The sequence below is a fragment of the Hungatella sp. SB206 genome (assembly GCF_051132295.1).
Taxonomy (GTDB): Bacteria; Bacillota; Clostridia; order Lachnospirales; family Lachnospiraceae; genus Hungatella; species Hungatella effluvii.
This window is the reverse complement of sequence record NZ_CP096603.1, coordinates 4,342,323-4,355,203: the sequence shown is the minus strand read 5'-3', so window position 1 is coordinate 4,355,203 and position 12,881 is coordinate 4,342,323. Positions and strand designations below refer to the sequence as shown.

12 protein-coding genes are annotated in these 12,881 nt (G+C 50.0%); all 12 read left to right on the top strand.

What is annotated here, in order from left to right; translation table 11 throughout:
• The first annotated feature begins 10 nt into the window (after positions 1-10).
• The 12 genes from M1L66_RS19180 (at position 11) to M1L66_RS19125 (ending at position 12,873) form a co-directional block, all read left to right on the top strand.
• Entirely contained in the window at positions 11-838 is an 828-nt protein-coding gene (locus M1L66_RS19180) for a purine-nucleoside phosphorylase (protein WP_434687689.1), read from the top strand.
• 13 nt (positions 839-851) lie between these two features.
• Positions 852-1,520: a deoxyribose-phosphate aldolase gene (deoC, locus tag M1L66_RS19175; protein ID WP_187019292.1), complete on the top strand. Its 669-nt coding sequence runs from the start codon at positions 852-854 to the stop codon at positions 1,518-1,520.
• A gap of 183 nt (positions 1,521-1,703) precedes the next feature.
• Complete coding sequence (locus M1L66_RS19170; RefSeq protein WP_434687687.1) at positions 1,704-2,567, top strand: hypothetical protein; 864 nt, start codon at positions 1,704-1,706, stop codon at positions 2,565-2,567.
• Complete coding sequence (locus M1L66_RS19165; RefSeq protein WP_434687685.1) at positions 2,567-3,400, top strand: DUF975 family protein; 834 nt, start codon at positions 2,567-2,569, stop codon at positions 3,398-3,400. The genes M1L66_RS19170 and M1L66_RS19165 overlap by 1 nt, the downstream gene beginning before the upstream one ends.
• A 63-nt stretch (positions 3,401-3,463) precedes the next feature.
• Positions 3,464-3,724, top strand: coding sequence for a PRC-barrel domain-containing protein (locus M1L66_RS19160; RefSeq protein ID WP_002603593.1), 261 nt, complete (start codon positions 3,464-3,466; stop codon positions 3,722-3,724).
• 186 nt (positions 3,725-3,910) lie between these two features.
• Positions 3,911-4,363: a transcriptional regulator NrdR gene (nrdR, locus tag M1L66_RS19155; protein ID WP_002603594.1), complete on the top strand. Its 453-nt coding sequence runs from the start codon at positions 3,911-3,913 to the stop codon at positions 4,361-4,363.
• 8 nt (positions 4,364-4,371) lie between these two features.
• Complete coding sequence (locus tag M1L66_RS19150) at positions 4,372-4,899, top strand: YqeG family HAD IIIA-type phosphatase (RefSeq protein ID WP_002603595.1); 528 nt, start codon at positions 4,372-4,374, stop codon at positions 4,897-4,899.
• Positions 4,880-5,752 (top strand): shikimate dehydrogenase, encoded by an 873-nt coding sequence (gene aroE, locus M1L66_RS19145; RefSeq protein ID WP_187019301.1) that lies wholly within the window; start codon positions 4,880-4,882, stop codon positions 5,750-5,752. The genes M1L66_RS19150 and aroE overlap by 20 nt, the downstream gene beginning before the upstream one ends.
• Complete coding sequence (locus M1L66_RS19140; protein WP_187019303.1) at positions 5,749-6,261, top strand: shikimate kinase; 513 nt, start codon at positions 5,749-5,751, stop codon at positions 6,259-6,261. The genes aroE and M1L66_RS19140 overlap by 4 nt, the downstream gene beginning before the upstream one ends.
• On the top strand, positions 6,258-6,689 hold the full coding sequence (gene aroQ, locus M1L66_RS19135) for a type II 3-dehydroquinate dehydratase (RefSeq protein ID WP_055653093.1): 432 nt from the start codon (positions 6,258-6,260) through the stop codon (positions 6,687-6,689). Before M1L66_RS19140 ends, aroQ begins: the two co-directional genes overlap by 4 nt.
• Positions 6,690-6,786: 97 nt before the next feature.
• Positions 6,787-7,344: an elongation factor P gene (gene efp, locus M1L66_RS19130; RefSeq protein ID WP_002603599.1), complete on the top strand. Its 558-nt coding sequence runs from the start codon at positions 6,787-6,789 to the stop codon at positions 7,342-7,344.
• Between the two features lie 297 nt (positions 7,345-7,641).
• Positions 7,642-12,873, top strand: a complete 5,232-nt coding sequence (locus M1L66_RS19125; RefSeq protein WP_434687680.1) for a fibronectin type III domain-containing protein — start codon at positions 7,642-7,644, stop codon at positions 12,871-12,873.
• The last annotated feature ends 8 nt before the right edge of the window (positions 12,874-12,881 follow it).

Sequence of the window (12,881 nt, the reverse complement as noted above, 5' to 3'; positions counted from 1 at the left end):
GGATACAGATATGTTAAATGAAAGAGAGATCATCGAAAATAGTATTGGGATTATCAGGGGAAAGACAGATTTTGTGCCTGAGATCGGCCTGATTCTTGGAAGCGGCCTGGGTGACTATGCGGAGCAGATTGAGAATCCGGTGGTGATACCGTACGGGGAGATTCCGGATTTTCCGGTCTCCACGGTGGCGGGGCATGCAGGACAGTTTGTGCTGGGAACCTGCAAAGGAAAGAACGTCATTGCGATGCAGGGCAGAGTCCACTATTATGAAGGCTACAGCCAGAGAATGATAACGCTTCCGGTGCGAATTATGAAGCGGCTGGGGGTTCAGTACATGGTGCTGACCAATGCCGCAGGGGGCGTAAACCGGAATTTTGATCCGGGTACACTGATGATGATTCGGGATCACATCAATTATTCGGGCGGAAATCCGCTGATGGGAGCGAACTGGGAAGACGACGGACCGCGCTTTCCCGATATGACCCGGGTATATGCGGCAGAACTGCGGACTCGTCTGCGGAGCGCTGCTGCGAAGAAGGGCATTAAGCTGGAGGAAGGCGTCTATATGATGTTTTCAGGGCCATGCTATGAAACTCCGGCCGAGGTTCGGCTGGCCGGAATCCTGGGCGCCGACGCGGTCGGAATGTCAACTGTGCCGGAAGCGATCGTCTGCGCGCACTGCGGGATTCCGGTGATTGGAATCTCCTGCATTACCAACTTTGGTGCCGGAATTCTGGAACAGCCGCTGAATCATAAGGAAGTGGTGGAGACCGCACCGAGAGTGAAGAAGACGTTTGTGGAGCTGCTGGATACGATTCTGGAGGAAGTGATCGGATAGAAAGGAAGAACGGATGGATCAGAAAATTTTAAGCGCGGTGGATCATACCCTGCTGACACAGACAGCAGCATGGGCAGAGGTAAAACAGATTTGTGACGATGCAGTGGAGTACCGGACCGCATCCGTCTGTATTCCGCCTTCCTATGTGAAACGGGCAAAGGAGTATGTGGGAGACCGGATGAAGGTCTGCACGGTTATCGGGTTTCCCAACGGATACCAGACAGCGGAAGTGAAGGTGTTTGAGACGGAGGATGCGGTAAGGAACGGAGCGGATGAGATTGATATGGTGATTTCAATCGGTGCGTTAAAGGATGGCGATTATGAGACCGTGAAGTCCGAGATTCAGGCTGTGAAGGGGGCGTGTAAGGGACGGATTTTAAAGGTAATCATAGAAACCTGCCTGCTGACAGAGGATGAAAAGATTACCATGTGCCGGATCGTATCGGAATCCGGAGCCGATTTTATCAAGACCTCCACCGGATTTTCAAAAGCGGGTGCGACCTTCGGGGATATCGCATTGTTTAAAGCCCATGTGGACGCTGGCGTGAAGATTAAGGCGGCAGGAGGAATCGGAAGCGAAGCGGATGCAGAAAAGTTCCTGGCATTGGGAGCAGACCGGCTTGGAACCAGCCGGATCGTGAAGCTGGCCAAGCAGGAGCATGTGGAGAGCGATTCCTATTAAAAGCAGCCTGATAACAGGGATTCATATAGGAGCAGAAAGAAACGAACCAGGCGTTTTAAACGCCTGGTTTTTCGTATACAGATAGACGAGTGCAAGAAAAACTTAATTTTACAGAAACTCGTTCGTGCTGTATAATAGGTAAATATATACAGATTTACAAACAGACAGAATGGGAGGCAGGATATGGAAGAAGACAGGCTGTATGGATATGATGGTCCTGATTCCAGAAGGGAACCGGTGGAGGAAGGGCTGACACCAGCGGAAGGGCTGGCCGACGCGGGAGAAAGACCGGTGAATACAGAGGAAGGACCGGCGAATATAGAAGAGAGTCCGGCAGCTGCAGAAGAGGGGCAGGCAAATGCAGAAGAGGGTCCGGCAACTGCAGAAGAGGGTCCGGCAACTGCAGAAGAGAGTCCGGCAACTGCAGAAAAGGGTCCGGCAAATGCAGAGAAAGAACTGGCGAATGCAGTAGAACCAGCAGCAGAAGACGCAGCTGACTGTTACGACACGCAGAACAGCGGAACGGGATCGGATTTCCATGAGTTGAATGGATATCCGGATACCGGAAGCAGACAGTATGAGAGCTGGGGCAGAGAAGAATACAGGCAGAACGATAACTGGCAGCAGGACAACCGTGAGAGGGGCGACTGGCAGCAGGACAACTGGCAGCAGGACAACCGTCAGCAAAACAACTACCAGCAGCCCAACTACCAGCAGCCCACTCCCCAGAACAGCTATTACCGGGACGAATACCGGCAGGCGGCTAATCCTGCGTATACACAGCCTCAAAAGCAGAGCAGCATGGCGCTGGCTTCCCTGATCATGGGGATCATCGGGATCGTTACCTCCTGCTGCTGTTACGGCGGGGTGATTTTTGGCAGCCTGGGAATCCTGTTTGCGCTGTTGTCCAAAATGGGAGATACGATGGAGGGATATGCGAAGGCAGGTCTCATTACCTCGATTATCGCGCTGTTTCTGGCGGCCATGGCAATGATATTTCTATTTGGAATGATGAGTTCATCCCTTCTGTCAGGAGGTGCTTTTTAATGAAGACAACGTCAACGGAACTGAAAAAACGTGCGAAGCTTACGCTGTCAGGCAACTATGGAACAGCCGTGGGCGCCATGCTGATTGTGTACGTCCTTCTGATCGTCGTTATTATGATTTTTATCGGTATATCTGCAGTCAGCACACTCTCCTGGATCGGCGAACCCGGCTTCAACCGGGGAGGCTGGATGCGCTCACTGGCAATCGAGATGGTGATTTATTTCATTGCGATCCTTTTGGTTTACCTCATAATGGTCGGAATACGAAGGATGTTCTACCATATGTGTACAGGCCAGCCGTATTCACTGGGAGATATGTTGTTTGCCTTTACTCACAGGCCTCAAAGATTTTTAGGCGTATACTTTATCAACCTGGTATTTGGTATGATCATTGGAATCCCATATTTTGTGGTAAGCGTTTCCGCCCGTATTACGGGTTATATCCCCATACTGGCAGCGCTTCAGTTTCTGATGTATCTGCTTCAGATAGTCGGAATCGTCGTGTATAGCCTGCATTTTAAAATGGCGGTTTACCTTCTGATGGAAGACCCCGAGCGGACGGTGATCAGCTGCTTCCGGGAGAGCGCGGCGCTCATGAAAGGGAACAAGGGCCGCCTGTTTTATCTGGGAATCAGCCTGATTGGGATGTATTTGCTGGGGTTCGGATCGTTTGGAATCGGGTTTTTATGGATTTTACCGTATATAGAGACGACCATGATTCACTTCTATCTCGATATGAGAGATGGACCTCGCCGGGAAGAAGCATATGATTACGAGGAACCGGTTTATGACGGCAGAAGCTGTGACGGCCTTTACGGAAATGTACCGGAGTAATAATTTGTATCACACATAGGAAATGCGCATAGAATACACTAAGGAATATAGAAGGTGCAGGCTATGCGCATTTCAGATCTTAAACAAAAAGAAGTGATTAACATCTGCGACTGCAAACGCCTTGGCTATGTGGGCGACGTGGATTTTGATATGGATACGGGCTGTCTTCTGGCGATCATCGTTCCCGGGCCGGGCTGCTTCTGTGGATTTCTGGTCAGAGAAAAAGAGTACATCATTCCCTTCTGTGACATCTGTCAGGTGGGGAGAGATATTATCCTGGTGAAAGTAGATCTGGAAAAAGCTGAGGAAAAATGCAAGATATAGTGTAATATGTGCTTGCGAATCTACGGATTGTGGGGTATGATATACATAATTAAAAAGTAACGGATCCGGAGCCGCGAAAAACTGTGTATTCTTTTTTTCGCGGTTTTGGGTCCTGCACAAAAAACAGTGGGATTTCTCATTTCTGAAAAGAAGGTAAGAGAAATCGCCCAACAGGAGGATAGCGACGTGAAATGTCCATTTTGTAATGAAGCAGATACAAAGGTCATTGATTCAAGACCGGCGGATGACAACAGCTCCATCAGGCGCCGCAGGCAGTGTGAGAAATGCGGAAAGAGATTTACAACGTATGAAAAACTGGAGACTCTGCCGCTGATGGTTATTAAGAAGGACGAGTCCAGAGAAGTCTATGAACGTTCCAAGCTGGAAAAAGGAATCCTTCATTCCTGCCACAAGCGTCCCGTTTCTTCCCAACAGATTGATTCCATGGTGGACGAGATCGAGACACAGATATTTAATATGGAAGAGAAGGAAGTCTCCAGCTCCGCGATCGGAGAGCTTGTCATGAAAAAGCTGCAGGAGGTCGATGAGGTCGCATATGTCCGTTTCGCCTCCGTATATCGTGAGTTCAAGGACGTGAATACGTTCATGGAAGAGATCGGAAAATTATTGAAAAAGTAGGAAGATGTATGTTTAACAGATTTTATCCGGATGAAGACGTGGCCTCTGCGTATGACATTCCGTATGACGCCCTTTATAAAAAGGGAATCAGAGGCGTAATCTTTGATGTAGACAACACCCTGGTGCCCCATGACGCGCCGGCGGATGAGAGAGCGAAGAACTTGTTTTCTCATCTGCGGGCGCTTGGCATGGACACCTGCCTGCTTTCCAATAACAAAGAGCCGCGGGTGGCAGCTTTTGCAGAAGCTGTCGGCGGCTCTAACTATATCTATAAGGGCGGAAAGCCGGGCGTGAAGAATTATAAGAAGGCGATGGAGCTCATGGGGACGAGCTTAAACAGCACGATATTCGTGGGAGATCAGCTGTTTACCGACGTCTACGGGGCCAAACGGACGGGAATCAGGAGCTTTCTGGTGAAGCCGATCAATCCGAAGGAAGAGATTCAGATCGTATTAAAACGGTATCCGGAGGCACTTATCTTATTTTTTTATCGCAGGGACAAAAAGAGGAGACAGTATGATAAGCGGAAAAAGTAAAGTATGCGGAGTCATGGCGTATCCGGTGGAGCACTCCATGTCACCGCTCATGCATAATTATTACTCGGAAAAGACAGGAACAGATCTCGTCTATGTACCGCTTAAAGTGGAGCCGGGACGTGTAGAGGAAGCGGTAAAAGGAGCCTACGCCCTTAATTTTACCGGCATGAACGTCACGGTTCCTCACAAGCAGGAGGTTATGAAATACCTGGTGGATATCGACGAGGATGCAAAAGCCATCGGCGCCGTCAACACGCTGGTACGGACAGACGGCGGCTACAAGGGCTATAACACGGACGCGGCAGGACTGAAACGAGCCATGACAGAGGCGGGAATCGAAATCCGGGACCGCACCTGCATCCTGTTCGGAGCGGGCGGCGCGGCCAGGGCGGCAGCCTGCGTGCTGGCGAAGGAAGGCGCATCTGTGATTTATGTTCTGAACCGGAGTTTGGAAAAGGCGGAGGCCCTTTCTGAGATCGTCAATGAGCGGTTCGGCCGCAGAATCATGCTTCCCATGGCCCTGGACGATTACGGAAAGTTGGAGTGCAGCTCCTGCCTGGCGGTTCAGACCACCAGCGTAGGGATGCATCCGAACGTGGATCACGCCCCGGTGGAGGATGCGGAATTCTATAAAAAGATCGATACGGCGGTAGACATTGTGTATACGCCGATGGAGACGAAATTTATGAAATACGTCCGGGCAGCCGGCGGCAAGGCCGTGGGAGGGCTCGATATGCTGATTTACCAGGGCGTTATCGCCTACGAGCTGTGGAATCCGGAGACCGTGTTTACCAGAGAGATGATCGACGGTGCGAGAGTGCTGATGCGGGAAGAACTGGAGGCGGCGCGATGAAGAACGTGATTTTGATCGGTTTCATGGGGGCCGGTAAGACAACGGTTGGGGAACGGTATGCAAAGAAGCATGGTCTCCCTATGGTGGATACGGACTGGCTGATCGAAGAGCGGGCAGGCATGACGATATCGGAGATATTTGCGCAGAAGGGCGAGGATGAGTTTCGTAGGACGGAGACGGCGGTTCTCCAGACGCTTCTTTCCGATACACAGGAAAAGGTCATTTCCGTCGGAGGCGGGCTTCCCCTGCGGGAAGAGAATAGAAGGCTGCTGAAACAGCTCGGGACCGTGATCTATCTGGAGGTGAATCCGGATACCGTGCTGAAACGGCTGAAGGGAGATACGACAAGACCGCTGCTTCAGGGCGGAGACGTGACGCGGCGTGTGGAAGAGTTGATCGCGGCCCGCGGCCCCATATACAGGGAGGCTGCTGGACTGATTGTGGATGTGAATGGACGGAGTGTCGGTGAGATTGTGACGGAGCTGGAAGAAAGGATGGGATTGGAATGAAGCTGCTTCTTTTAAATGGACCGAATTTAAATTTTCTTGGAATCAGGGAAAAAGGTGTATACGGCACTGAGGATTACGGATATCTTGTCCGTATGATGAAAGAGAAGGCGGAGAGAGAAGGACATGAACTGGATATTTACCAGAGTAACTTCGAGGGCGGCTTAATCGATAAGATCCAGGAAGCGTATTATAACGGAACGGAAGGCATTATCATCAATCCGGGCGCGTTTACCCATTACAGCTACGCGTTGAGAGACGCCCTTTCCTCGGTGGAGATTCCGAAGGTGGAGGTACATATTTCCAACGTGCATAAAAGGGAAGAATTCAGGCATACTTCTGTTACGGCGCCTGTCTGCGACGGCCAGGTTCTGGGGCTGGGACTGAAGGGTTATGCCCTTGCCATGGACTATTTGACAGGCCGTGAATAACGGCGTGTATACAGAAAATGAAAAAAATAGTTGAAAAAGGTATTATTATAGTATAGAATAAAAAGGATTAAGAGAATTTCAAGGAGGAATATCATTTATGATATCAGCGGGCGATTTTAGAAACGGTATCACATTAGAGATTGATGGTAATGTTTATCAGATTATGGAGTTCCAGCATGTAAAACCTGGTAAGGGTGCTGCATTTGTTAGAACTAAAATTAAAGATGTAGTGAACGGCGGTGTAGTAGAGCGTACTTTCCGTCCTACAGAGAAGTTCCCGGCTGCCAGAATTGACCGTGTGGACATGCAGTATTTATATGCGGATGGCGATCTTCATAACTTTATGGATACGAACACTTACGAGCAGATCGCACTGAGCCCGGAAGTAATCGGAGACGCATTAAAGTTCGTGAAGGAGAACGACATTTTAAAGGTTTGTTCTTACAATGGAAAGGTGTTCTCTGTTGAGCCTCCGTTATTCGTAGAGCTGGAGATCACTGATACAGAGCCAGGCTTCAAGGGTGATACGGCACAGGGCGCTACAAAGCCGGCTACCGTAGAGACCGGAGCAGTCGTTTACGTTCCGCTGTTTGTGGATCAGGGCGATAAGATTAAGATTGATACACGTACTGGGGAGTATTTATCCAGAGTATAAGAACAGGATACGCCGCAGACTAAAGCAAAAGACGGTAAAAGAGTGTGGTAAATGTTGGCCTGGAGGCCAGGATTTACTACCCTCTTTTACCGTCTTTTTTGATTTGATTTAAAGTACGTTTAAAACAGGTGATAAAAATATTTTTAAAACGAAGTTACAGAAATATTGATAAAATTTGATAAAAATGTTAAAATGTAACTTCAATGGAAAATAAAAGAAAAAAAAGAGAGTGATATCGCAGATAAGAGAAAACAGAACGGGATATCAAAAGTGAAACACAGAGGAGGAAAAACACGTATGAAGAGAGCAGCCGCATGTCTGCTTGCATTGTGCCTGGTCGTACAGGGACCGGCAAGTCTGATGACCAGCTTTGCTGATTTTGGGCAGAGAGGAGTGGCGTCACCGTCGAACAGCGTATCGGCGAGTCCTTCTGATGCCTGGAAAGAGAGTGACAGCGACAGTAAGAATGGGGAATTAAAGGTAGAAATTCGTGGAGTCCTTCCTGTGCAGAAGGCTGCGGAGTGGGAATTGTTTCTGACAAAGGACGAGGAACTGACCGATCAGGGTTCGGTGCAGTATGAGGCCGTGGAATCGGCCGGGGTCTATTCCTCCGGCAGTTACACATTTACAGACCTTCCGAAGGGGAAGTATCAGCTTCAGGTGAAGGCGGTAAATGGCGGTTATGAGGACTACATACAGAAAAATATTTCAATTAACGGTGACCGGGCGTCGATTCTGCTTTTAAACGACTACCCGGACAAATACGGCTATGCCGGGGATAAAATGCCCGGTGTAATCCGGATGGGTGATGTGAATGACGACGGAACGATCGACAGCGATGATATGGAGGCTTTCATTGACGCCATTGATGAAGCAGACGGTAATTTCGCAGATTCCAGGCTCGATTTTAATGGAGACGGGCAGATAGATCTTGTAGACCTTCAGTATTTTACCATCTTCTATAAAAATAAGAGCAATACAAAGGCGACTGTGACGAGGCAGGCCCTGGTGGATCCCGCTGCTGTTGGTGTTGCGTCATCCAGCAATGCGACGTTCTCCGAGGAGACGCTGAAGGAAGTGTTTGCAGGAAATGGCAGCGAGGCTTTGACACTTACAGCGGAGACTGCGATCACACCGAAAACACCAATTGAGATCACCGCAGACTTGGGACAGAGCTTAAAGGCGGAAGGATTTACAATCCAGCCGGTTACAGGTTCCGGAAACACCATCAAAGACGGCTGGGTCGAGGTTGAATTGGAAGGCGAAGAGAAGCCTGTCGTATTCAGGATTGAGAATGGCGTGGCGGAAAGACAGACAGGGACAAGGATGCGCGCGGCCTTTAGAAGCGCGCCTGAGGATTCCGCCGCTGGTAAGACCATTGTCATCGATTTGGGCAAACAGGTGGCGATCAAGAAGGTGACGATCAAAGTGACGGCTACATTAGAAAAGGAGGCCACTCTGGTCGAGATATCCAAGGTGGAATTCTTAAATGATATGGAGAGCAGAATTCCGGAGCCGGAGATGAACATCCCGGAGGACTTAAAGGCTGTGGCAGGCAACGAATCCTTTGATTTAACCTGGAAGCGCGCGGTAAATGTAACCGGCTATGAGGTCGAGATTACCGGTGAGGTAAAAGGCGGAGTCAAGTCTGAGGTTCTGTCGGTATCGGAAAACCGTTTAAGCGTTAAGTCAATAAAAAATGAGGACCTGATAAACGGAAAAGAGTATACCGTGCGGGTGCAGTCTGTAAACGGGGCGTGGAGAAGCGGTTACAGCACGGCTATGAAGGTGACGCCGGAAGCCTCCAAACGGCCTGATCCGCCGGAGGGAATTACGGTAAAGGGCAGTTACCGCAGTCTCGATGTGTCCTGGAAAAAGATGAAGGATACGGATACGTATTCTCTGTTTTACCGGGAATACGATGATGCCGACGGTAAATACACCAGAATCGACAACATTGAAAATACCAGCCAGATGATCCCGAATCTAAAGGATGAAACAAAGTACGATATCTATCTGACCGGTACGAACAAAATTGGGGAAAGTGCGCCTTCCATGCACTACAGTGGAACGACCGAGAGCGTCAATGCCCCCATAACGCCAAACTACAAACTGATCAATGTGGCAGGGGAGAACGGCGGAACCGAACATATCAAGGCGGTAAACAACCACGGCGGAAATGCAGACAGTGAATTTGCAATTGTGGACAACGATATGGTATCCGCGTGGGTGCGCAACGACTGGGATGCGGGCTGCGTTTATCCGGGTGAATCAAAATCACCAACGGTGACCCTCGACGACAGCTATACGATGGACACCGTGGTCCTTATTCCGGATCCGGCTCAGAAGTTTGCATATACCGATGCGACCTTCTTCTACTGGCCGGAGGGAAGCAGCACACCGGTGCAGGCATCAGGCACCTTCAGCAGAAAAACCAGCTCTAACGGGAAAGTATATTATGAGTTCCAGACGAAACAGCCGGTAACGACAGACCGGATTCAGGTCAGACTGACGGCAGGATATGGCTCTTCCAACAGAATCAGCATTGCGGAGATGAAATTCTATCACTACGATCCGATTGAGCATGAGGTATACGATCTGTTTGCAGATGATATGCACATTTCTTTGAAGGAAGGGGTGACTCAGGAACTTATTAGCAGTCTGAGGGCGCGTCTGGATGAGAAGGATGAGGTAAGCGGGGAATTCCATCCGAAGAAAGAGATTCTGGAGAGAGAACTGGATACGGCAGAACAGCTTTTAACGGATGAGGCTCTGGCTGGAATTCTTACCATAGATAATCACGTAACGAAAAATGCGGATGGCAATATTACTTTTAAAGGCGGATTAAACGCCTGGCAGCCGCTAGGCATTACAGCCATGGCCGGAGACACGGTGCTGGTCTATGTGGGCAGCCCGTCCAGGAAGACTGGAGACAGCACGAACCTGCGCCTTATAGCGACTCAGTATCACGGGGAATCCAGCGCATGGTCGAACACGATCGGCATGCTGAAAGCGGGAGTTAATGAGATAACCATACCCCAGATCACTGCCCTCGACGTGGAGCAGGGCGGACAGCTTTACATCGAATATACCGGTGATCAGGATAAGGAGACCTACAGTGTGAGAGTCAGCGGAGGAAATCACATTCCAACGCTGGATATAACGAGAGCTTCCGATTCCAATGCGAAGAGAGCACTGGTGACGAAGTATGTGGAAGATCTGGAGGCCAGCACAGCGGAGCTGGAGGCAGACCATGAGAACCATAAAAAAACGCATGACGGAGAGTGGAGCACTGCGCGGAAAAACTGTATTCTGGGCGCCACGGATATCGTGACGAGATATATGATGTATTCCGTTTCCTCCCAGCAGATACTCGCCGGTTTATCAGGCGGAACTACGGAGGAAAAAGCGGAGCAGCTGTATCAGGCGCTGACGGCGGCCGATGAGATGGTAAATCTCTTCTACCAGCACAAGGGACTGAGCAGCGATCCCGATGCCGGAGTGAAAAATAAACTGCCGGTCAGCCGGCTGAATCTGCGTTACCAGAGGATGTTTGCAGGCGCATTTATGTATGCGGGCGGACTGCATATCGGAATCGAGTGGGGATCCGTACCGGGCCTTACCAAGTCCGTACCGGTGAAGACAACGCCGGAAGGCAAATACGAAAGCGGCCAGTACTTTGGCTGGGGCATCGCTCATGAGATCGGCCATGAAATCAATGAAGGCGCATATGCCGTAGCCGAAATCACCAATAACTACTTCTCTGTGCTGGCGCAGGCCCGTGATACGAATGACAGCGTGCGGTTCCAGTATCCGGAGGTTTATAAGAAGGTGACGTCGGGCGTAACGGGGCGGTCCTCCAATGTATTTACACAGCTGGGATTATACTGGCAGCTTCATCTTGCATACGATATGGGCGGTTATAACTATAAAACGTACGATACGTATAAGGAACAGTTCAACAATCTGTTCTTTGCCAGAGTAGATTCCTACGTAAGAAATCCGGGATCGGCGCCGAAGCCGGGCAACGTGGCGTTAAGCGTAAGCGGAGATGTGGACAACAAGCTCATGCGTCTGGCTTGTGCGGCGGCTGAAAAGAATATTCTGGAGTTTTTCGAACGCTGGGGTATGGTGCCGGATGAGAACACAAGAAAGTACGCGGAGCAGTTTGAGAAAGAAACAAGAGCGATCTGGTTTGTAAACGATGAGGCAAGGGCTTACGTGCTGGAAAACGGCAAAAATGGTTCTGTCGCAGCCAGCGCCACGGTCGAGGCTGACTTAAGCTACAGGCCGAATTCCAACGAGGTGACAATTCATCTCGGAAGCCAGTCGAAGCAGCCGGAGGCAATGCTGGGATACGAAATCTACCGTTCCGAAACCATCAAGAGCCATGTAGAGAAGAAACCGGTCGGCTTTGTGACCGCAGACCAGACAGAATTTGTCGATTCCATTTCTACTATTAACAACAGAGTTTTCACCTACGAAGTGGTAGGCTACGACAAGTACTTAAATGCCACAAAACCGGTGGTACTGGAGCCTGTTAAAGTCTCCCACGGCGGTGTGATTGATAAGTCAGACTGGACCGTGACCACGAACATGGTCTCTGCAGAGGACAAAGTGGATGAGGAGATAAATCCGGATGTGGTAACCATGGAGGCCATCGGAAAGGTCATCGACAACGATGCAGGAACTACCTATACAGGAAAAACGGTAGCCGGAAGTAATGGAAAAGTACCTGCGGCCTCTGTTACCATTCACTTAAACAGAGAAGAGACTATCACTGGTTTCACGTATAAGCTGAGTAAAGCGGATAACGCGGCCGGAAGTCCGATCGGCAATTTTAAAGTGGAGATCAGCGATACCGGCGCAGATGATTCCTGGACCCAGGTCAAGGCCGGAACCTTCGCTGTAGCGCAGGGACAGCTGGCGAACGGCAGTCAGACTGTCTACTTCAACAAGAATGACGACACATGGCTGTATGCCTATGACACCTCATACGTAAGGATTACGGCGGTGGACCAGAAGGGAACCGATATTTCCATTTCGGAGATTGATCTGCTGGGTCAGACCGGAGACGACATCGACTTTGGTCAGACAGATTCCATTGGCCTTTTGAAAGAGGATTACCATGCCGGAAATGGAGAGAGCGGCGAAGCCGTTATTCCGGCGGGCTCCCTCCTGTTCACAGGAACGTATAAAGGGAATCCGGCGTACAATGTGGTCCTGCTGTATGATGAGCAGGGAAAGATTGTGGGCGGTACCGATGCAGGAGGAAATATATTGGCAGCACAGATGATCTTTGCGGAAGTGCCGGAGCACGGAGAGCTGGGTGAGACCAGCAGCGGAACGTGGATCTATTACATCGAACCCGAAAACCTTAAAAATGCCGCTCTTCCAAAACGTGTGAGAGCGGAGCTCTACCGGGTAGACAACGCACATGACAACAGGGGAGAACGTCTTGTCAGCAACACTCTGTTTGTCGATGTGCCGGAGACACTGCCGGAGATCGAGATAAAAGCACAGGACTGAACGTACAG

Coding starts and splice junctions, on each gene's coding strand:
- M1L66_RS19180 (WP_434687689.1), top strand. CDS start 11: ATGTTAAATGAAAGAGAGATCATCGAAAATAGTATTGGGATTATCAGG.
- deoC (WP_187019292.1), top strand. CDS start 852: ATGGATCAGAAAATTTTAAGCGCGGTGGATCATACCCTGCTGACACAG.
- M1L66_RS19170 (WP_434687687.1), top strand. CDS start 1,704: ATGGAAGAAGACAGGCTGTATGGATATGATGGTCCTGATTCCAGAAGG.
- M1L66_RS19165 (WP_434687685.1), top strand. CDS start 2,567: ATGAAGACAACGTCAACGGAACTGAAAAAACGTGCGAAGCTTACGCTG.
- M1L66_RS19160 (WP_002603593.1), top strand. CDS start 3,464: ATGCGCATTTCAGATCTTAAACAAAAAGAAGTGATTAACATCTGCGAC.
- M1L66_RS19150 (WP_002603595.1), top strand. CDS start 4,372: ATGTTTAACAGATTTTATCCGGATGAAGACGTGGCCTCTGCGTATGAC.
- aroE (WP_187019301.1), top strand. CDS start 4,880: ATGATAAGCGGAAAAAGTAAAGTATGCGGAGTCATGGCGTATCCGGTG.
- M1L66_RS19140 (WP_187019303.1), top strand. CDS start 5,749: ATGAAGAACGTGATTTTGATCGGTTTCATGGGGGCCGGTAAGACAACG.
- aroQ (WP_055653093.1), top strand. CDS start 6,258: ATGAAGCTGCTTCTTTTAAATGGACCGAATTTAAATTTTCTTGGAATC.
- efp (WP_002603599.1), top strand. CDS start 6,787: ATGATATCAGCGGGCGATTTTAGAAACGGTATCACATTAGAGATTGAT.
- M1L66_RS19125 (WP_434687680.1), top strand. CDS start 7,642: ATGAAGAGAGCAGCCGCATGTCTGCTTGCATTGTGCCTGGTCGTACAG.